This is a genomic window from Lysinibacillus sp. KCTC 33748 (assembly GCF_002237755.1).
In the GTDB taxonomy this organism is placed as follows: domain Bacteria; phylum Bacillota; class Bacilli; order Bacillales_A; family Planococcaceae; genus Lysinibacillus.
The window spans coordinates 63,271-81,732 of the sequence record NZ_MWSJ01000020.1; the positions used below are offsets into that span (position 1 = coordinate 63,271).

21 protein-coding genes and 1 other RNA gene are annotated in these 18,462 nt (G+C 35.7%); 13 read left to right on the plus strand and 9 right to left on the minus strand.

The features are described 5' to 3' along the window. Positions 1–157: 157 nt before the first annotated feature. On the minus strand, positions 158–982 hold the full coding sequence (locus B1B04_RS19460) for a methyl-accepting chemotaxis protein (RefSeq protein ID WP_079563033.1): 825 nt from the start codon (positions 980–982) through the stop codon (positions 158–160). A gap of 619 nt (positions 983–1,601) precedes the next feature. Here B1B04_RS19460 and B1B04_RS19465 point away from each other — a divergent pair. Beyond that, on the plus strand, positions 1,602–3,116 hold the full coding sequence (locus B1B04_RS19465; protein WP_079563034.1) for a DEAD/DEAH box helicase: 1,515 nt from the start codon (positions 1,602–1,604) through the stop codon (positions 3,114–3,116). A gap of 17 nt (positions 3,117–3,133) precedes the next feature. Beyond that, on the plus strand, positions 3,134–3,913 hold the full coding sequence (locus B1B04_RS19470; protein ID WP_079563035.1) for a YqhG family protein: 780 nt from the start codon (positions 3,134–3,136) through the stop codon (positions 3,911–3,913). Positions 3,914–3,953: 40 nt separating this feature from the next. Here B1B04_RS19470 and B1B04_RS19475 read toward each other — a convergent pair whose 3' ends face one another. Continuing rightward, entirely contained in the window at positions 3,954–4,274 is a 321-nt protein-coding gene (locus B1B04_RS19475) for an ArsR/SmtB family transcription factor (protein ID WP_079563036.1), read from the minus strand. Beyond that, positions 4,271–4,696 (minus strand): SRPBCC family protein, encoded by a 426-nt coding sequence (locus B1B04_RS19480; protein WP_079563037.1) that lies wholly within the window; start codon positions 4,694–4,696, stop codon positions 4,271–4,273. The genes B1B04_RS19475 and B1B04_RS19480 overlap by 4 nt, the downstream gene beginning before the upstream one ends. Positions 4,697–4,902: 206 nt before the next feature. Between B1B04_RS19480 and B1B04_RS19485 the strand changes: the two genes are divergently transcribed. Next, the gene (locus tag B1B04_RS19485; RefSeq protein ID WP_170939027.1) at positions 4,903–5,514 is read left to right on the plus strand and encodes a LysE family translocator; all 612 of its coding nucleotides are present in this window, start codon (positions 4,903–4,905) and stop codon (positions 5,512–5,514) included. Positions 5,515–5,625: 111 nt separating this feature from the next. Here B1B04_RS19485 and B1B04_RS19490 read toward each other — a convergent pair whose 3' ends face one another. Beyond that, on the minus strand, positions 5,626–6,939 hold the full coding sequence (locus B1B04_RS19490; RefSeq protein ID WP_079563039.1) for a short-chain fatty acid transporter: 1,314 nt from the start codon (positions 6,937–6,939) through the stop codon (positions 5,626–5,628). A gap of 300 nt (positions 6,940–7,239) precedes the next feature. On the opposite strand from B1B04_RS19490, the gene B1B04_RS19495 reads away from it, so the two are divergent. The 5 genes from B1B04_RS19495 to B1B04_RS19515 all read left to right on the plus strand — a co-directional run bounded on the left by B1B04_RS19495 (position 7,240) and on the right by B1B04_RS19515 (position 10,815). After that, complete coding sequence (locus B1B04_RS19495) at positions 7,240–8,118, plus strand: LysR family transcriptional regulator (RefSeq protein ID WP_079563040.1); 879 nt, start codon at positions 7,240–7,242, stop codon at positions 8,116–8,118. Between the two features lie 107 nt (positions 8,119–8,225). Then, positions 8,226–8,933 carry a CoA transferase subunit A gene (locus tag B1B04_RS19500; RefSeq protein WP_079563041.1) on the plus strand — a complete coding sequence of 236 codons (708 nt, stop codon included), beginning with the start codon at positions 8,226–8,228 and terminating at the stop codon, positions 8,931–8,933. Further along, entirely contained in the window at positions 8,934–9,575 is a 642-nt protein-coding gene (locus tag B1B04_RS19505) for a 3-oxoacid CoA-transferase subunit B (protein WP_079563042.1), read from the plus strand. A gap of 58 nt (positions 9,576–9,633) precedes the next feature. Next, positions 9,634–10,260: a nucleoside/nucleotide kinase family protein gene (locus tag B1B04_RS19510; protein ID WP_079563043.1), complete on the plus strand. Its 627-nt coding sequence runs from the start codon at positions 9,634–9,636 to the stop codon at positions 10,258–10,260. Positions 10,261–10,401: 141 nt separating this feature from the next. Beyond that, entirely contained in the window at positions 10,402–10,815 is a 414-nt protein-coding gene (locus B1B04_RS19515) for a VOC family protein (RefSeq protein ID WP_079563044.1), read from the plus strand. A gap of 207 nt (positions 10,816–11,022) precedes the next feature. On the opposite strand, the gene B1B04_RS19520 is transcribed toward B1B04_RS19515, so the two are convergent. After that, complete coding sequence (locus B1B04_RS19520) at positions 11,023–11,478, minus strand: hypothetical protein (protein ID WP_079563045.1); 456 nt, start codon at positions 11,476–11,478, stop codon at positions 11,023–11,025. A 156-nt stretch (positions 11,479–11,634) separates the two neighbouring features. Between B1B04_RS19520 and B1B04_RS19525 the strand changes: the two genes are divergently transcribed. Both B1B04_RS19525 and B1B04_RS19530 read left to right on the plus strand, forming a co-directional pair. Next, the gene (locus B1B04_RS19525; protein WP_079563046.1) at positions 11,635–12,195 is read left to right on the plus strand and encodes a tetratricopeptide repeat protein; all 561 of its coding nucleotides are present in this window, start codon (positions 11,635–11,637) and stop codon (positions 12,193–12,195) included. A 381-nt stretch (positions 12,196–12,576) separates the two neighbouring features. Next, positions 12,577–13,758: a NupC/NupG family nucleoside CNT transporter gene (locus B1B04_RS19530; RefSeq protein WP_079563047.1), complete on the plus strand. Its 1,182-nt coding sequence runs from the start codon at positions 12,577–12,579 to the stop codon at positions 13,756–13,758. A 200-nt stretch (positions 13,759–13,958) separates the two neighbouring features. Here B1B04_RS19530 and B1B04_RS19535 read toward each other — a convergent pair whose 3' ends face one another. From B1B04_RS19535 to ssrS, 3 genes are all read right to left on the minus strand, one after another. Next, on the minus strand, positions 13,959–14,198 hold the full coding sequence (locus B1B04_RS19535; protein ID WP_079563048.1) for a DUF3923 family protein: 240 nt from the start codon (positions 14,196–14,198) through the stop codon (positions 13,959–13,961). Positions 14,199–14,581: 383 nt separating this feature from the next. Beyond that, positions 14,582–15,118 carry a hypothetical protein gene (locus B1B04_RS19540; protein ID WP_079563049.1) on the minus strand — a complete coding sequence of 179 codons (537 nt, stop codon included), beginning with the start codon at positions 15,116–15,118 and terminating at the stop codon, positions 14,582–14,584. A 200-nt stretch (positions 15,119–15,318) separates the two neighbouring features. Then, positions 15,319–15,511, minus strand: a non-coding RNA gene (gene ssrS / locus B1B04_RS19545) — 6S RNA. A gap of 247 nt (positions 15,512–15,758) precedes the next feature. Between ssrS and B1B04_RS19550 the strand changes: the two genes are divergently transcribed. The 3 genes from B1B04_RS19550 (at position 15,759) to B1B04_RS19560 (ending at position 17,853) form a co-directional block, all read left to right on the plus strand. Further along, the gene (locus B1B04_RS19550; RefSeq protein WP_079563050.1) at positions 15,759–16,097 is read left to right on the plus strand and encodes a zinc ribbon domain-containing protein YjdM; all 339 of its coding nucleotides are present in this window, start codon (positions 15,759–15,761) and stop codon (positions 16,095–16,097) included. 234 nt (positions 16,098–16,331) lie between these two features. Next, positions 16,332–16,862 carry a sigma-70 family RNA polymerase sigma factor gene (locus tag B1B04_RS19555; RefSeq protein ID WP_079563051.1) on the plus strand — a complete coding sequence of 177 codons (531 nt, stop codon included), beginning with the start codon at positions 16,332–16,334 and terminating at the stop codon, positions 16,860–16,862. After that, positions 16,855–17,853 carry an anti-sigma factor gene (locus B1B04_RS19560; RefSeq protein ID WP_170939025.1) on the plus strand — a complete coding sequence of 333 codons (999 nt, stop codon included), beginning with the start codon at positions 16,855–16,857 and terminating at the stop codon, positions 17,851–17,853. Before B1B04_RS19555 ends, B1B04_RS19560 begins: the two co-directional genes overlap by 8 nt. 53 nt (positions 17,854–17,906) lie before the next feature. Here B1B04_RS19560 and B1B04_RS19565 read toward each other — a convergent pair whose 3' ends face one another. Continuing rightward, a complete protein-coding gene (locus B1B04_RS19565; protein WP_079563053.1) occupies positions 17,907–18,419 on the minus strand; it encodes a zf-HC2 domain-containing protein in 513 nt (170 codons plus the stop codon). Positions 18,420–18,462: the final 43 nt, after the last annotated feature.

Here is an 18,462-nt window from a genome sequence, read left to right on the forward strand (position 1 = left end):
ATTTTAGAAAATTTTAGTCTATAATTTGTTATTTTGAAATAACTATTTAACAATTGATGAATTTTCCTTACATAAAAAGTAAAAAATCCACGCAGACTTTTGTGGCTATTGATTTGACCACAGAAAGCGAGGCGGATTTTTCTATTGATATAAGTCTTTATTTTAAAGCTTTAGACATAAAACCCTTCATTTCGGTACTAAGCGTACTAAGCTCGTCAATAATTTCACTAAAGTCCTGAACAAGTTGTGCCTGTTCGTTTGTGGCGCCATTTATTTGAGTCATATTTTGCTTTAAACTCTCAAGATTATGATTGATGCTTCGAAGAGAGGATTCGATGTTATCGGTAGCAGTAGATGTTTCGGTAGAAAGCTTGCGAACTTCTTGTGCTACTATATTAAATCCAGCACCATGTTGGCCTGCTCGTGCCGCCTCAATCGATGCATTTAATCCGAGGAGATTTGTTTGACGAGAAATATTTTTTATTAAATCGGTAATACCATTTGTTTTTTCTGCGTCCTCTAAAGCGAATTGGGTCTGTTTATTAATTTCCTCACTAGTTGCGGCTAGCTCCTCCGAATGAGAGGCAATTGTATGTAATTTATCCTGCAGGTTTTGGATAATGTCATTCATAGTAACAATATATTTCTCCATTTGTAGAGAATCGTCAATAGGTATTCCAAAGGCTAGCGCGCCTACGATTTGCCCATTTTCGCGAACAGGAAAAGAAAATGCATTAAATTCCACTCCATAAAATTCTTTTGGTACAGGTTCATCAGTACTTTTGCCTTTAAGTGGGAGATGTAAAATTGCATCACCTGGGAGAATTTTTTGTCCAATTTTATAACCAGAATCTATCCGTTTCCCAGGTAAATAAGCAATAATACTCTCACTCTCTTTATCTACTAATCCAATCATGGACTCGCCTTTCATAGCTAAATGAATGTAAGGTAATGACGCTGATAATGCTTCAATAATATTCATAGTAACCTCCTCAGTATATGTAAGCTTTGTAATAATCTCGTTTTTTGCAAAAACGTAATTTCTGGAAAGTAATGCTTCTTTAATTGTATGAAAAAAAGAAAAGGATAAAAAGACTATCTTAATACCATAATCCTTTTAAATTGTACGAAATTAAGGTTTTATAATTAATTTGCTTGAAAGGGATTGGATTTAAAAAAACAATATTGCAGGTTATTAAAAGAGTCAAGTAAATCATCTAACCATTCGCAAATGAATTAAGCAGCACCTGATGGAAATAATAAAGTAAAAACTTTGCAAATGTTGTGGCGTTTAAAATGAGCGGGATTTCTGTATGAAGGAAATAAATCATGATGCTGATGTATGATTTTATTACTATAAATTAGAGTGACATGCTAGAGGATACATGCTCTTGGAGAAGCGGCTCATCGGACGCCCCCAGGAAAGCATCAGCCGGAACGGAAATCAATCTCTCGATTTGCAAAAGAGCGTCCTTCATTTTTTTAAATAAATAAGTACCTAATGCAAAAAACTTCATTAAATATTTATATTTTCTTTCGCAAAGCTTAACATAGCTTTCTCTTTTTTGGACAACCTAAACTAGAAATAATAGCATGAGGTGATGATCATGAAAATAGAAAGGTCGTCCGAATGGGAAGAAGGCTTTATCAATAAACTAAATCATCTTGAAAAGTGGGATAGCTGGACATTGTACAAGATGAATTATGACATTGTGAAAATGAAGTTAATTACTGATTTCACAGGTTTACAGGCGACAAAGTATTTACCGAATTTAAAGCCACTTACACACCAGTTGGAAGCGGCAGAAACAGTCATTGAACGTATGAATGGAAAGGCGATTCTAGCTGATGAGGTAGGTCTTGGTAAAACAATTGAAGCAGGTTTAATTTTAAAAGAATATCTGATTCGAGGACTCGTTAAAAGAGCGTTAATATTAGCTCCAGCATCTCTTATTAATCAGTGGATTGAAGAATTAAATATTAAATTCCACATTCCAGCAATAGCTTATAAAAAAAATGTGTCGATTGAGCGCTATGATGTCCTTATTATGAGTATGGATACAGCGAAGAAGAGTCCTCACAAAGAGCGCATTTATGAGCAGAATTACGACATGATTATTATCGATGAGGCACATAAACTAAAAAATCATAAAACCCAAATTTATGAATTTGTACAAGGCTTAAAGAAAAAGTTTTGTTTATTATTAACGGCAACACCGATTCAAAACGATGTTTTTGAATTATTTTATCTTATTTCTTTACTTAAGCCTGGTCATCTTGGCAATTATGATACATTTCAATCTGCATTTTCGGCAAGCAAGCATGATTTAGAGCATAATGATTATTTAAAGGAATTAGTGAATCAGGTGATGGTGAGGAATAGGAGGGAGGACACGGGCATTGAGTGGACAAATCGCCGTGTTCAAATTGTCCCTATTCGATTTACGAAGGAAGAAGAGGAAGTTTATAATCTGCTCGGAACGCTTCAAAATACAGGCTCTTTTTCAATGATTACATTGCAGAAGGAAATGTGTAGTAGTAAAGAGGCAACAGCCTTGACGTTATCTAAAATGCTTGAAGACAATGCACAATCACAAGAAATTGAAGATATACTAGCAAAATTAATGGCATTAGAAGTGAATTCAAAGGCGAAAAAGACTCTTGAAATAGTCCAACAGGCCAAGGATAAAGTGATTATTTTTACAGAGTATAGAGCTACTCAAATTTATTTACAATGGTATTTACATTCTAACGGTATTACGAGTGTCCTGTTCAACGGTAAATATAATAAAAGCAAACGTGATTATATGAAGCATCTTTTTAAGGAAAGGGCGCAGGTTCTAATCGCAACAGAGGCAGGCGGTGAGGGGATTAACCTTCAATTTTGTCATCATGTCATTAACTATGATTTGCCCTGGAACCCTATGAAGCTAGAGCAACGGATTGGTCGTGTGCATCGTTTAGGTCAAGAGCATGATGTTCATATTTATAATCTCGCTATAGCCAATACAATTGAAGAGAATATATTAGCATTACTTCATACGAAAATTGATGTTTTCGAAAAGGTAGTCGGCGACTTAGATGCGATTCTATCTAACTTTAAAGAATCTGTATAGTGTAAGGGAGAAGGACTATGTATCCACAGCAAGTTCATAGTTATTTACGAGAATTTTTTAATGAAAATGATTGCCCTATTTTAAGGGAAGATCAGCATTATCTCACGGTACAATTAACAGTTGATATTGATAAAAGAATAATGAATCGCCCTTTTTATTGGCAATACGTAGAAGCAACAAATACTGAGGCAAATCCAGCCCAAGTAACTTTCATTACAGATCAAACGGCATCAGCTGGGAGCCTTTATGGCGAAGCTATTCATTTCGGTTCTCCGAGAATGAACCAGCTTTTTCAAGCAACAAGGGAGCTAGGAGCTTATGTTCAGCTTTTTGAGAAGGTGGATACCGCAATAGGGCAAGTTATCCTTACGCCATGGTTAGGTGTTAATTTTAAAGTGTCATATTGCTGCGACCAAACGAAAGAAATGCTTTATTCATTGGGTATAAACTTGCTAACTGGGGTCATAAAAGAGGATTTTCAAGAAACGATATGTACATCCGATTTTGACGCTGTTCCAGCAGATAATGCTTTTCATGTTCAATTTATTATAAAGCCCCTTAGAGCACTTGAAAGATTAAATGCTACTATTGAAAAAATAATTGAACAAGATGATCATTCATGGGCTACTGAAGCCAAAAAACGATGGCAACGTGATCAGCGGGTACTCGATTATTTTTATGAAGAGGAAGATGACAAACCCGAATGTTATGATGTTGAAAAGAAGGCATTAGAGGAACAATACGATACAAAAATTAAAATAGAAATTATTAGTGGTGGAATATTTTATCTTTATTAAACAAGGAGCTGTCCTATTAGAAGGGACAGCTCCTTGTCATTTAATCTTCTTCAAAAATACTTTGTAGTTGCGCCAACTTATTATCCCAAAACAAATCAAAGTACTGTAGCCAGTCTTCAATCTCTTTTAGTTTTTCGGCATGTAATGTGTATATTTTTTCTCGTCCCTTTTTTTGGGCAGAGACTAGCTCAGCTTGTTCTAAAATTTTTAAATGCTTCACGACAGCAGTTCGGCTAATAGAAAAATTTTCAGAAATAAGTGAGATCGGTTTATCACTTGAGGCAAGTAGCTGTAGGACATGACGTCTTGTTGGATCAGCGATTGCTTGAAAAACATCATGCTTTACAGCAAGCGGTGTCATTGTGATTCTACAACTTCTTTTAATTTTTTGCCGATAAGCATTGTCCAGCCGCCATCCATAGTTGTACGAATAGCTTCAGCAGGCATGTTAGCTTTAGGAATGATATGTGAAGCTTCTTTCCAGCCACCATGAGTTAATGTAAACTCTGTTTGCTCACCAATTTCTTTCAGTTCAAAAGTGACAAACCATCCATCTGTATCCCATGCAAAACGAACAAAATGTGGAGCATCTACTTGTTCTACTCGACATGGTGAAGGGCCAAACGGTGATTGTATTGTAAATTCATGCCCTTCAACGGGCTTAAAATTGTTTGGCATAAGCCAAGAAGCAATCTTTTCAGCGTCTGTTACTGTTTCCCACACTTTTTCAATCGGTGCATTGAGTGTAACTGTTTTAACAATGTTCTCTAGTTTTTCAGTCATTTAAAATGAACTCCTTTATAAAAAAATGTAACCATAAGGTGTTGTGAATATATAACACCTTATGGTTGCATGTCAATTATAAGTACTTTGGATAAATTTTCACATCACGTCTTTTGGTGTAGTTGTACATATGTTAAAATTATTTTTATAATTTTCTGATTAAAAGGGAGGGTATTAAAGTGGTGAACATATCTGTCTTTTTATTAATGTGTATTTTATTAATTATTTTGCCTGGTCCGGATACGGCGATTGCAACAAAAAATACACTTACCGTAAGTAGAAAAGGGGGCTTACAGACTTTACTTGGTTCGTGCTGTGGATTATTGATTCATACATTTGCAGCAGTTATTGGACTTTCCGCGATTATTGTAAAGTCAGCATATGTATTTGCCATTTTAAAATACGTCGGAGCGGTCTATTTATGTTACTTAGGTATTAAAACTTTATGGGCATTACGAACAATACGTACGCAGCCTCCTGTTGTGCAAGATGAGGCCCAAATTGATCATAAATATTCGCAGCAATCATGCTTTAAGCAAGGCTTTTTAACGAACGTAACAAACCCGAAGGTGGCTGTATTTTTTCTCACATTTTTACCTCAGTTTGTAGATGGCAAGAGCGGTACATTTATACCGTTTCTTATGATGGGACTTATTTATACGGCGTTAACAGGATTTTGGTTTGTGTTTTATGTTTACTTATTGGATAAAATTAGCGCATTTATGAAAAAGCCAAGGACGAAAGCTGTAATCGAAGGATTGACAGGTGCAGTGTTAATTGGTTTTGGCATTAAATTGGCATTAGAAAAAGCCCATTAAGGGCTTTTTTTGCGGCTAAATTTTTGGGGAAAATTTATTTTAGTAGTAGGGATCACTTTCTAAAAATAAAAACTTCACGGATAAATATCCCGTGAAGTACTTTATATCCAGCTAGAAGAACAAGAAGCCAATGCTAATAATAATGCCGGTGAAGATTAAAATGAATAAACAGAAGCCCATTATATCTCTAGCCTTTAAGCCAGCAATTGCAAGGGCTGGTAGTGCCCAGAACGGCTGAATCATATTCGTCCAAGCGTCACCCCACGCGATTGCCATGGCAGTTTTAGCATAGTCGGCACCTAAAGTGGTTGCAGCGTCTAGCATAATAGGAGCTTGTACCGCCCATTGCCCACCGCCTGATGGTATAAAGAAGTTAACAAGTCCTGCAGAGTAAAATGTAAACAAATAGAAGGTATGTTCATTAGAAATATTGACGAACCATTCTGAGAATACAGCAGCTAAACCAGAAGCGGTCATCATACCCATAATCCCTGCATAAAACGGAAATTGAAAAACGATGCCTGTTGTTGTTTTAATAGCATCTTGTGCAGCAGCAAGGAAACGCTGTGGTGTCCCGTGGAAAATGATCCCTAACACAATAAAAATCGTATTGATCACATTTAAATCAAGAACAAAGCCTTTCGTCATAAAATGATGTACTAAAAATACGAGTCCAATAATAGCAATTAAAATCGTTAAAATATAACTTCTTTCAGAGCGGCTAGCAAAGTTATTTTCAGGTTTAGGCAACGCTGTTTTTTCCTCTACTAATAAAGTAGGGTCAACCTCAACCGAGTCTTCTTCTTTTGGCATCATCCAACGATTAAAGAAAGGTAAAGTGAAAACGATCACAATAACTATAAATAAGTTATACGTTGAAAATAATGTAATGTTTGTTGGGATGATCCCCATAATATCCGCAAACTTATGACCTTCAGTAGCTATGGATAACGGAATTGAGCCAGCTAATCCACCGTGCCAAATAACAAAGCCTGAATAGGCACTAGCAATTAATAAACGATAATCAACTTTTTTAACATGCCGAGCAATTTCCTTTGCAAATAGGGCACCAATGACAAGTCCGAAACCCCAGTTAATCCAGCAAGCGATTAGCGATACAAATGTAACAATAATAATGGCCATACCGGGTGTTTTTATTTTACTTGCAATGGCTGCTAATCCTTTTTTAAAAACGGGACTATTCGCTAAAATATGGCCTGCAGCTAAGACAATCACCATTTGCATTGTAAATTCTAGTAAACTCCAAAAACTACCTCCCCAATATGTCACCATATCGAGTGGAGAAGTATCTGTTAATGCAACCCCTAATAATAACGTTAATACTGTGAGTATAGTGACAAAAATGTATGGATCAGGTAAATATTTTTCCATGATAGCATTTGAAATTCTTGTTAACGTTTTCATGTTTGAAATCCCCTTTCCTTTTCTGCCATCCCTTATGGCTAATTGTACATAGGGAAATGAATAAAGAAAGATAAATCGGTAATCAAGCACAATAAAATGAACGTAATGTAGAAATAAACGGATGATTACTGTTGCGGAATATAACTGTGATTAAAATCATAACTAAGCCTTATGGCTATTATGTTTGGTCCACGTGTTTTTAAGAAGAAGGATAAGTAGAAAATGAGGAGAATCTATTACTAAATAGAGAGTTTTGGAATATTTTTTATAACAAATTAGAATAAATGGAGGGGTATCTATATGGAGTTGCGGGATTTAAAAGCTTTTATGACCGTTGTTGAACATGGGAGTTTTTCAAAGGCAGCTAATGAATGCTTTATGTCACAGCCTTCATTAAGCAAAAGCATTAAAAAGTTGGAGAATGCTCTTCATGTAGAGTTGTTAAACCGATCTACACGTAATATAGAATTAACAGACGCTGGTAGTATTGTTTATAAACAAGGACAAAAAATAATACGTTCTGTACACGATTTACATATATTATTGGATGATTTATCGAACATCAAAACAGGTACGATTAAATTAGGAATTCCGCCACTAATTGGCACACTATTTTTCCCTGAAATTGCTCGAAAGTTTCATAAGCAATATCCTAAGGTGCATTTAGAGCTTGTGGAACGGGGAGCTAAAATGATCGGAACGTTAGTAGAAAATGGCGATGTTGATATGGGAATTGTCGTTATACCTACTGATGAAAGGAAATTTTCTGTCCAATCATTTGTGGAAGATCAATTTTTTGTCTTTATCAATGAGTCCCATCCACTAGCTCAGCAAGAACATATTCGATTACAAGATTTAAAAAATGAAACATTCATTATCTTTACAGAGGAATTCACATTACATGATTATGTTATTAAATCATGTAAAAGCGTAGGATTTACACCAGTAGTCGGCTATAAAAGCTCGCAATGGGATTTGATAGTGGAGCTAGTATCCTCGAACCTAGGGGTGACTCTTTTACCATATTCAATTGCCGCAAAGCAGACGAACAGGAATGTCAAAATTATACCGTTACTTAATTTTGACATGCCATGGCGTTTAGGCGTTATTACGAAGAAAAATACTTATCAATCCTTTGCATTAAAGCAACTACTCCATACAATACGTTCTGAAAATTGATTTATGCACTTTTAGAATAAATAGTATTCTAATTTATTCCTTTACTTATAAAACGGTAGTAAGGTAGAATTTTTCTTAATAAACGAGAAATTTTAGGGGGTTTCGATATGGGGAAGGGGAAAGTGTGGAATTCGTTTGAGGAGGCCGTCGCCGACATTAAAGATGGAGATACGTTAGCAGTAGGGGGTTTCGGGCTATGTGGAATCCCTGAAAAATCTATTGCATCGCTAGTTCAAAGGGGAACAAAGGGCTTAACGGTCATAAGCAATAACTGCGGTGTGGATGATTGGGGTTTAGGTCTTTTATTAGCAAATAAACAAATCAAAAAAATGATCGCATCCTATGTAGGTGAAAATAAAATTTTTGAGCAGCAATTTTTAAGCGGGGAGCTTGAAGTAGAATTGACACCACAAGGTACGTTAGCGGAGCGCATGCGAGCTGGTGGAGCTGGGATTCCGGGTTTTTACACAGCTACTGGAGTCGGAACACCCATCGCTGAGGGGAAAGAAGTAAAGGTTTTTGATGGCAAGGAATATATTTTAGAAAAAGGTATTGTCGCCGACTTTGCACTAGTCAAAGCATGGAAGGCGGACAAGCTAGGCAATTTAGTTTTTAGAAAAACATCACGTAACTTCAATCCACTAGCTGCAATGGCAGGGAAAATTACGATTGCAGAAGTAGAGGAAATTGTTGAAGCTGGAGAGCTAGATCCAGATCATATTCATACACCTGGTGTGTTCGTGCAGCGGGTTTTACTAGGTGGTAATTATGAGAAGCGTATTGAGCGTTTGATGATAAAAAAGGGGGATGCGTAAATGGCTGATACAAGACAAAGAATAGTGAATAGAGCAGTAAAAGAAATACAAAATGGCATGAACGTCAATTTAGGTATTGGTATTCCAACGCTAGTGGCCAATGCAATCCCGTCTGACTATGACGTCCTTTTACAATCAGAAAACGGGCTTCTTGGCATTGGTCCATACCCGGCAGAAGACGTGGTCGATCCTGATTTAATTAATGCAGGTAAAGAAACGGTCACTGCAGTTCCAGGTGCCTCCTTCTTCGACAGTGCCGAATCATTTGCCATGATTCGTGGAGGCCATATCGATCTGGCTATTTTAGGTGGCATGGAAGTATCTGAAACGGGGGACCTTGCGAACTGGATGATTCCAGGGAAAATGGTGAAAGGTATGGGAGGTGCCATGGACCTTGTAGTCGGGGCGAAAAGAGTAGTCGTCGTGATGGAGCATGTCAATAAAAACGGTGAGTCAAAAATAAAAAAGCAATGCGAGCTACCTTTAACCGGAAAGGGCGTTGTGCATAGATTAATTACAGATTTGGCTGTTTTCGATTTTACAGATGAAGGGATGCAGCTTATAGAATTAGCAGAGGGTGTCACGGTAGAGGAAGTAAAAGAGAAGACCGCTGCTTCTTTTAGTGTTGCTTTAACAGTATAAATTAAATGAAACCAGTTCTTTTGATAGAGCTGGTTATTTTTATTAGGAGTAGCAACAAATGAATATACATGAATTAAAGTACGATATTATAAAGCAATTTAGCAAGAGCTCTGTTAAAGATAGACCATTCATTGTCGCGATTGATGGATTAGGTGGTGCAGGCAAGTCCACTGTAGCTAACAAACTGGCGAAGGAGCTACAATCGATTTGTGCTGTAGAATTAATCCATATAGATAATCATATCGTAGAAAGCAGTAAACGTTATAATACTGGCCACGCAGAATGGTATGAATACTATTATTTACAGTGGGATGTTGAATTGATTAAAAATAATATGTTGTTACCCTTACATAAAAACAAGTTCCAATTCCGACTCCCATTTTATAATCAATCAGCAGATACCGTTAACGATAGAAGAATAAAATTAGAAACGAATAGTATTCTTGTGATCGAGGGAGTATTCCTTTTGAGGCATGAATGGAATAACTTTTATGATTATCGTTTATTTCTAGATATCCCTCGAACAGTTCGAAAGGAAAGAGTATTACAAAGGGATTCCTATATTGGAGATTTTCAAGAACGGCTAAATAAGTATCAAAGAAGATATTGGCCAGCTGAGGAGTATTATTTAGAAAAAGAAAATCCGTTAGCAGCTGCAGATAAAATTTGTGATTTTTTAAAGTAGAAATGTCGCTTCACGGGTATTTACATGGATTTCGCGGGTATTTCGGACGAGCATGAACGTTTCTTTTGATTTTTCAGACTATTGGCTGTTCTCTAGCTCTATTTTTCCGTTATACAATGATGGAAAAGGAGGGAATTAACTATGAGACAACAATGGTCAGATGATTTTCAGGTGGCACAGGTACGTGTAGCAAGACCGACTGATAAAATAAAGGAAATTGAAGAATTTTATTGCGAAGGCGTGGGGTTAGAAAAAATAGGCTCTTTTTCAGGGCATCGAGGCTACACTGGTATCATGATTGGTCTTCCGAATGCCAGCTATCATTTAGAATTTATAGAGCATATTGAAGGAAGTCCTTGCCCAGCACCAACAAAGGATAATTTGCTCGTACTATATATTCCAAAGCGTTCAACTATACAGCGTATTGCCGAACGCTTATTGCAAATGGGCTATCCTGAGGTGGAGCCAGAAAATACATATTGGGCTGAAAAAGGCGTCACAATTGAAGATCCCGATGGCTGGCGTCTAGTATTAATGAACACAGAGGGGATTTAAATTCTTTTCAGCAGAATGTTTTAAGTACCGAAAGCATAGCGGGAGGTTCTATCTTTTATACCCTGTGTGGTATTAAAGTGCGACCTTTAATAGGGAAGGGGAGAAAAGGTATTCTATAGGAAAATTATTACAAAAACATTTGTTTTAAGCAATTAAAAAGATATCCCTTCGTGTATACACGAGGGGGTATCTTGTCATTGAAATGCTCTAATGTCCTAAAGAAGCCTCTTGATGATAATGAGTAGCAGTAGATTCAATATCTAGCTGGGTATAATTTGCCCAATTAACCTTTTTAAAATCTTCCTCACTAAAGTAAATATTTAATAGTTCATTCATAGATTTGTCCCCATTTGGTTCTGTTAACGGAGCAGACCAACTAATAGATGGAGTTTTAACACTAGGTAGCTTAGACAGCTCTGCAAATATTTTAGTGGAATCCTTTAACATTTGATTTTTCATACCTTTTTTCACATCAGTATCCTGAATAGAGATTGATACGGTACCATTCTTTTCTTCCACAGTGAATTTATTTTTAACGATAGCTCCCACTATATCTTCAACTGAAGTATTTTTATCGACAGCAACTTCCTTTGGAGCAGTATTTTTCCCGCAAGCTGATAATAAAAGTGTGGCTAGTAAAAATAAATAAAATAACTTTTTCAATGTAATAACCTCCCTTGTTACTACCATATATGCGCAAAATGGAGGAGAATTATACAAAAAGAAGATAGCTTTTTTCAAGATTAACATGGAGTTACATCCTCGTTTTAAGTGCGGTTCTCGATAAAGACCAGAAATAACAATAGGAGGTATTCAAAAATGAACTTTTCAGAGTTTAAAAACTGTCTTTTGACAATAAGTGAAATAATTTATTTTGATAACAATGAGTATCTTCGTGAAAAAACATCTAATCCGATTAAATTAAAAGAAATGATAGACATTGCTGAAAATTTACTTACAAATACAAAGAGTGAAGATGAGAAATACTTTCTAATGGGAACACTGGGGAACTTATATAGAATTTATGGAGAACCGCAAAAAGCCATTATTATTTTATCGGAATGCATTAGAATTGCCTGCGATCAGAAAGATAGCAATCGAGAAATCGTGTCATTAATACGCCTGGGGGAGGCAATTAAATATAACGGTAATCCAATGGAAGCATTAGAAATCTTCAACGGTGTTTTAGATAAATGTGAGGCAGACAATAATTTGTTATATGTGGACTTTGCCATGCAACATAGAGGAAAGTGTTTATTAGAATTAGGAAAAATTGCAGAGGCAGAAAAATGCTTTGAAGGAGCATTAAAGTTAAGAGAGCATAAAGGGGATGTATTACTTATTGAATCTACCCGACAAGCATTGAATTTTATAAAATAAAACGAAACACATTTTTATGTAAAAGGATTTATGGGGGGCAATTTATCCTTATAAGTTCATTTAAATCAGTATAATTTGAATACAGCTTACAAAAACTTGTAGTAAACGGAGACCGTCATTTATGATGGTCTTTTTTTATACGATAATCTTGTAAGCGTATACACTTTTAGCGGAGTTTTTTTCTTTTAACTATTGAATTGCTAGTGAAAACAATGTATAGTGAAGTGATTTGTCTGACGTCTGACTGTCTACATATTTTCAGTTTTAAAATATAAAGCTGTTATTCAAGTTTCAATAATGGAACATAATGAGTGAAAGAAGGATTTGTAGTTTCGGATATCGAACGCGCAAAAATTATTAATATAATTTATGGAGGAACTCATGAGATACTTAATATCCATTTGTGGATTGCTACTTGTTTTTGGTTTAGCTCTGTTAATGAGTAAAAACAAAAAAGAAATAAAATATAAAAACATAATTATTATGTTGATTATCCAATTTTTATTTGCAGCATTACTGCTAAATACAAAGTTTGGTTATGTTCTAATCAAAGGATTTACAAATGTATTTGATCATTTATTGTCTTACGCAAGTACGGGCATAACTTTTGTTTTTGGTGGTTTAGCGAATGAAGGGGAGTATTCCTTCTTCATAAATGTGTTATTACCAATTGTATTTATATCTGCATTGATAGGGATCTTACAGCATTTTAAAATTCTTCCTTTCATTATGAAATGGATAGGTTTACTTTTAAGTAAAGTAAATGGCATGGGGAAATTGGAATCATATAATGCTGTTGCGTCTGCAATGGTAGGTCAATCTGAAGTATTCATTACTGTAAAAAAACAATTAGATAAAATTAGTCCACAGCGAATGTATACATTATGCGCATCTGCAATGTCGACTGTTTCTATGTCGGTTGTTGGCGCATATATGACAATGATTGAACCAAAATATGTTGTAACAGCGATTGTGTTGAACTTGTTTGGCGGATTTATTATTGTTGCAATCATTAATCCGTATACAGTAGAAGAAAACGAAGATATTTTAAAAATTGAAGATGAGCAAAAGCAAACTTTCTTCCAAATGCTTGGAGAATATATCATGGATGGCTTTAAAGTAGCTATCATTGTAGGAGCTATGCTGATCGGTTTCGTAGCATTAATGGATTTAATCAATTCACTATTTGATATGATTTTAGGTATATCTTTCCAAGATATTTTAGGTTATATCTTTGCACCAATTGCTTTCCTAATGGGTGTACCTTGGGCAGAGGCTATTACTGCCGGAGGAATTATGGCAACTAAATTAGTAACGAATGAATTTGTTGCGATGAAAAGCCTTGGAGAAGCAACGAAGTCTATGAGTGCACATACAGTAGGTATTATTTCGGTCTTCCTTGTATCCTTTGCAAACTTTGCATCTATCGGTATTATTGCTGGAGCGGTAAAAGGTTTGAATGTAAGACAAGGGGATATAGTTGCTCGTTTTGGTTTAAAGTTGTTGTATGGAGCAACGCTCGTTAGTATTTTAACGGCTACAATTGTAGGTTTCATAATTTAATAAAAGTTGAACTGCACTCCAATGGATAGACACATCACACATCTATTGGGGGGCAGTTTTTTTATGATTAAAGTGCGTGGTTATTGCAATCATGGATGGCTAAATCGGTCCAACAACGTGAGGTGTTTTAACTTCTGCCATATAAAAAAGCCACTTTAAAGTGACTTAGAAAACTACAAAGACCACCGTCGTTAAGATAGTCATTTTGTTAAAGTAGTAGTGGAACCTTTTCGAACAAAGTGAATAAAAATGAGTAGTATTAATTGAAATAGTACAACAAATAAAAATACAATACCCAAAATAATGAAAGCTATCATTTTAAGTTCAGGAGTTTGAACTACCCCTGCAGAATCAACTGTTCTTAATCCAACAAATAATGCCCCAGCAGCAAAAATGAATAACCATACAATATTTAGGGCCCACCATATTTTCGTACCCAAAATAAATATCTCCTTTCTATTCTAAAGTCGAACGAAGACCAATAATCATTCTAAAATCAATACGCTGATTAATAAAAGGACTTTTGTTGATAAAATGCTCCGACTAATATTTTTCCTTCAATAGTGTAATTGTAACATTTTTACTTTTTATAGGAAATAAACTTTAGGTGGTGCAATCTCTCAGCCTTAAGATTAATTTCCTTATAATTCACAAAGATGATTAATTAATTAAATGAACAAAAACAAATAACCAATATCAGTCATGTTGATAAAAAAATCACCCTCCAATTAATTATGAAGGATGATTTGTTCAAAAGCCTTGTGGCTGTATGATTAAATAAAAAAAGCCGTGTATGGTCTATGTATTCTTTGATGTAAGTAAATTAAAATCGAAGTACAGATATAAAAGAAGAAACGGCATAAATTATTATACCAATACCGAAAAACATCAACTTCTTATTGATCTTTCTCAAATCACCCGATTCTTTTTTCATCGCTTTGTAAAACTTTATCGTCATAAACGTACCGCCCATCAATAACACAGCGCAACCGATAGATGGAACGATGTCCAATCCTACGCTCTTACCCATTTCGATGGCCGCCACCGCTATAAAGTATAAAAAGGCTGCAAACAAATAAAGAGCCTTTTCCTTCCTCTCTAATTTTCTACTTTTCTTTTTCTCCACTTTATACAAATGCTTCAAATCTTCTTGGGACACATACTGCGCAACGATGGCTTCTACTTGCTTCGCATATTGTTTTTGAACGTTGACCGTATAAAAAGCTTCGTATTCTTTAGACGATCGCTTTAAAATATCTTTGAATCCTATTTCAAACGGAATGTTACTTTTTTCTATGTGTTCGATAATTGCCAGGACAGTATCTTCTGAATGTCCGATTAATATTTTCTTTTTAAACAAACTAGCACCTCTACGAAATAAGTTAAAATACGCTTAATTATACTATTTCATTTGGCCCATTTTGTAATCCAAAATAATACATACTCTTTTAAACATCTGAACCTCAATCTATAATGCTTCCAACAAATTCCCCATAAAAAAATCTCCCATAGTTTTCACTATGAGAGATACTTCAAAGCCATGTGGCTATATGATTAAATTAAAAAGCCGCGTATGCCGTAGTTATTATAGAAAGTTTTAAACCACCACTCCTCAAAGTGGGTGTTCGCAGAAGCTTTCCTGCTTATCCTCATGCACCATGGTGTGAGGCCCGTCATTCCAACTCCAATAATAAAACTCCCTTTTACAGCTTAAAGGTTAAAACTTAATATTGTACGAACAATGCAGCCTTTAAGGATATAATAAGGCATGTTAAAAGAACTTGCAAGTAAGATGGTTTGTACAAAAAAGTCAATGGGCGAGTGTCCCAATTCAAATGTTTTCAAAATGAAATATCTCCAAAAACATGGAACCGATTCATACTTTATTCACAAATACGAACGAAAAATACGAACAGCCTTTACTTAGCAGGGCCGAGTATGTAAGATAAAGGGGCATATATAGGGTTTACCTAGAAAAAAAGTATAGGGAGGAAGCAGAAATGGCAGCTTATCCAAATTGTCCGAAATGTAATTCTGAATACACATATGAGGATGGAACAAACTTTGTATGTCCAGAATGTGCACATGAGTGGAGCACTGATGGAACGGAGCAGGAAGCAGATACGCTAATCGTAAAGGATGCTAATGGCAATCTACTTGCGGACGGCGATTCTGTTACAGTTATAAAGGATTTAAAAGTTAAAGGTAGTTCTTCAACATTAAAAATCGGGACAAAGGTGAAGAGCATTCGTCTCGTTGAAGGCGATCACAATATTGATTGTAAAATCGATGGCTTTGGTGCAATGAAATTAAAGTCAGAGTTCGTTAAAAAAGCATAATTACTGTAAAAAGAGTCGTGAAATGAATCGCTCCAACTTGATGTTGGAAGGCCATTCTAAATCGGCTCTTTTTTATTTTATTCAGCGGATGTCTAGACGCCTACTGAATAAAAATAAGGCCTCCGGACGCAATTACGCCAAGGTAAAATTTATTTTAACAAAAATTAGTAATTACTGTAACATTTAGAAAAGATATGCGTTTTACTTGTGAAAAAACGAAATGAGGGAGATGGCATGGACAGACAGCGGAAAAACGAGCTAGAGCAACTTTATGAAAAATACGCGAAATCGTTATATTATTTTCTGCTGAAGATGTCTGGATCAGTACATATAGCGGAAGATTTAGTTCAAGAAACATTTGTGCGAGCCACGGTATCTTTGTCGTTTTATAAAGAAGAGGATGTGAGAGCATGGTTATTCAAAGTAGCACGGAACACGTACCTAGATGAATGGCGCAAGCAAAAGAGACGAAGGACAATTCCGTTCGCACACTTATTTTGGAAAGATGAAATGCTAAGTCCATATGGGTTACCAGAAGAGGATTTTTTAACGCAAGAAGTGGCACAAGATGTACAGGCGCTGCTGAAATTTTTGCCTGAAAATTACCGAACGATTTTATATTTACGTGAATATGAACAATTCACCTACTTAGAATTGCAGGAGGCACTAGAGCTTTCTGAGGGGCAGGTGAAAATACTTTTGCATCGTGCTCGCAAAAGGTTAGAAGAAATAGTAAAAAAGAATGGAGGTTTTCAACATGACTGAATGGTCGCAGGGGAATGAAAAAAAGATTTTAAGAAAATATCGTTTTACGTTAACATTTCGAGTGCTACGTATATTGCTAATATGCTTCATTATTTATACTCTCTATATAGCAGGACTGTCCATCGTTTTTGAAAAAACGCGTCCTGATCTTAAGCATGCTTATAACTCTTTAATAGTACTTGAATGGCAACATCCAAATATTAAAGGTCAATACTCTAAGGGTTTGCCTGCAGAAATAACACCATTTCTAACACAAAAAATGAGTTATCCTCTTGAGAAACAGGTAGGAAAGGAAAAAGTAGTAGTTGGTGAAATGCGTGTTGAAAAATCAATATTAAATTCTAATTCATCTATGAGTATGAACTTAACGTCGATAAATACTTCACAACAATTTAATTTTAATTTACCAGAAGATCCTGTGACGGGAAAAGCAACCTCATCTCATCTTAACAATAATGTATGGAAGGCGTTAGAAAAGTTACCTGAGGGAGCTGTAGCGGAAATGGCATTTTCGACTTCAACATTTAAAGAGCCTAAAGAATTGGAAAAAATGCTTGCTCCGTACGATGTCCGAATCGTTTGGATGCCATTATATACAGGCGAGTTTAAATCCTTTGAACCAACCTCTTCTGACCGCATTAGTGGCACAATTACAATTAATGATAGAATCGGGCTATCAGGTGGCTTAACAGTTAGTGATGATTATTCACATATATCTGAAGCACAGGACTTTACAAGTTTGAGAGATAGCCAGCGTTGGATGCTGAAAAATATGGAAAAGCTTTTAGCTGAAAAGGAAAGCTATTACGAAGGATTTCTAGGTTTACACCATTTGCAGGAACGCTATGATTATATTAAAAAGAATGGATTTCAAGCTTATGGTGCTGTTGTAACAGGACCGACAAAGAGGTTATTGATGCTTCGAGATCTAGAAGGTATTTCTAATGAAATGCTAGGGGATGTTGAACTTATGAATGGGTATAATTGGTGATGAAAGAAGTTGTCTCAAATACTTGAGACAACTTCTTTCTGCAAGGTGGAACATTATCTTTTAAACTTACGAAATAAAATAGCAAAAGCAGCACCGATTAGTGCAAAAATAGTATGTAAAAGTGCTATGTAGCTAGCTCCAATCAACAGTGTACCGATTTCTGCGAATGAGTAGTAGGTGACATAGAGTGGGTTATTGATATTGTCAATAATAGCCCATACAAAAACAGGTACAGAGCTGATGGCAAAAACAATCCAAATATTTTTGTAAAAGAAATAAGTAAGACAGCCGAAAATCGCGTACGATACAACAAAGCTTGTTTGATTGCCAAGTAAGGAAGAGTTAATGGCAAACATAAAGGATAGTACGATAAAAACAAGATGGAAAAATGTTACCGTTCTTTTCATTAGTAAAGGATAGCCTAGTCCTTGCTTTGAAGTAGCGAGTTGCCGACAATGCTCACAATTAGCTAAATGGTGCTCGACAAATTGGATAGTAGTTGCTTGGAGCGCTTGTTTCTTATACAAAGGTAATAAATCCTCTACAATTGAACATTCCTGTGACAAAAGCTTCCCTCCAATCGCTCCTTTCCATTATACGACTTTTTTG

Excerpts from the sequence above, each read along its gene's own strand:
- B1B04_RS19460 (WP_079563033.1), bottom strand. The coding sequence starts at position 982 with ATGAATATTATTGAAGCATTATCAGCGTCATTACCTTACATTCATTTA.
- B1B04_RS19465 (WP_079563034.1), top strand. The coding sequence starts at position 1,602 with ATGATCATGAAAATAGAAAGGTCGTCCGAATGGGAAGAAGGCTTTATC.
- B1B04_RS19470 (WP_079563035.1), top strand. The coding sequence starts at position 3,134 with ATGTATCCACAGCAAGTTCATAGTTATTTACGAGAATTTTTTAATGAA.
- B1B04_RS19475 (WP_079563036.1), bottom strand. The coding sequence starts at position 4,274 with ATGACACCGCTTGCTGTAAAGCATGATGTTTTTCAAGCAATCGCTGAT.
- B1B04_RS19480 (WP_079563037.1), bottom strand. The coding sequence starts at position 4,696 with ATGACTGAAAAACTAGAGAACATTGTTAAAACAGTTACACTCAATGCA.
- B1B04_RS19485 (WP_170939027.1), top strand. The coding sequence starts at position 4,903 with ATGTGTATTTTATTAATTATTTTGCCTGGTCCGGATACGGCGATTGCA.
- B1B04_RS19490 (WP_079563039.1), bottom strand. The coding sequence starts at position 6,939 with ATGAAAACGTTAACAAGAATTTCAAATGCTATCATGGAAAAATATTTA.
- B1B04_RS19495 (WP_079563040.1), top strand. The coding sequence starts at position 7,240 with ATGGAGTTGCGGGATTTAAAAGCTTTTATGACCGTTGTTGAACATGGG.
- B1B04_RS19500 (WP_079563041.1), top strand. The coding sequence starts at position 8,226 with ATGGGGAAGGGGAAAGTGTGGAATTCGTTTGAGGAGGCCGTCGCCGAC.
- B1B04_RS19505 (WP_079563042.1), top strand. The coding sequence starts at position 8,934 with ATGGCTGATACAAGACAAAGAATAGTGAATAGAGCAGTAAAAGAAATA.
- B1B04_RS19510 (WP_079563043.1), top strand. The coding sequence starts at position 9,634 with ATGAATATACATGAATTAAAGTACGATATTATAAAGCAATTTAGCAAG.
- B1B04_RS19515 (WP_079563044.1), top strand. The coding sequence starts at position 10,402 with ATGAGACAACAATGGTCAGATGATTTTCAGGTGGCACAGGTACGTGTA.
- B1B04_RS19525 (WP_079563046.1), top strand. The coding sequence starts at position 11,635 with ATGAACTTTTCAGAGTTTAAAAACTGTCTTTTGACAATAAGTGAAATA.
- B1B04_RS19530 (WP_079563047.1), top strand. The coding sequence starts at position 12,577 with ATGAGATACTTAATATCCATTTGTGGATTGCTACTTGTTTTTGGTTTA.
- B1B04_RS19550 (WP_079563050.1), top strand. The coding sequence starts at position 15,759 with ATGGCAGCTTATCCAAATTGTCCGAAATGTAATTCTGAATACACATAT.
- B1B04_RS19555 (WP_079563051.1), top strand. The coding sequence starts at position 16,332 with ATGGACAGACAGCGGAAAAACGAGCTAGAGCAACTTTATGAAAAATAC.
- B1B04_RS19560 (WP_170939025.1), top strand. The coding sequence starts at position 16,855 with ATGACTGAATGGTCGCAGGGGAATGAAAAAAAGATTTTAAGAAAATAT.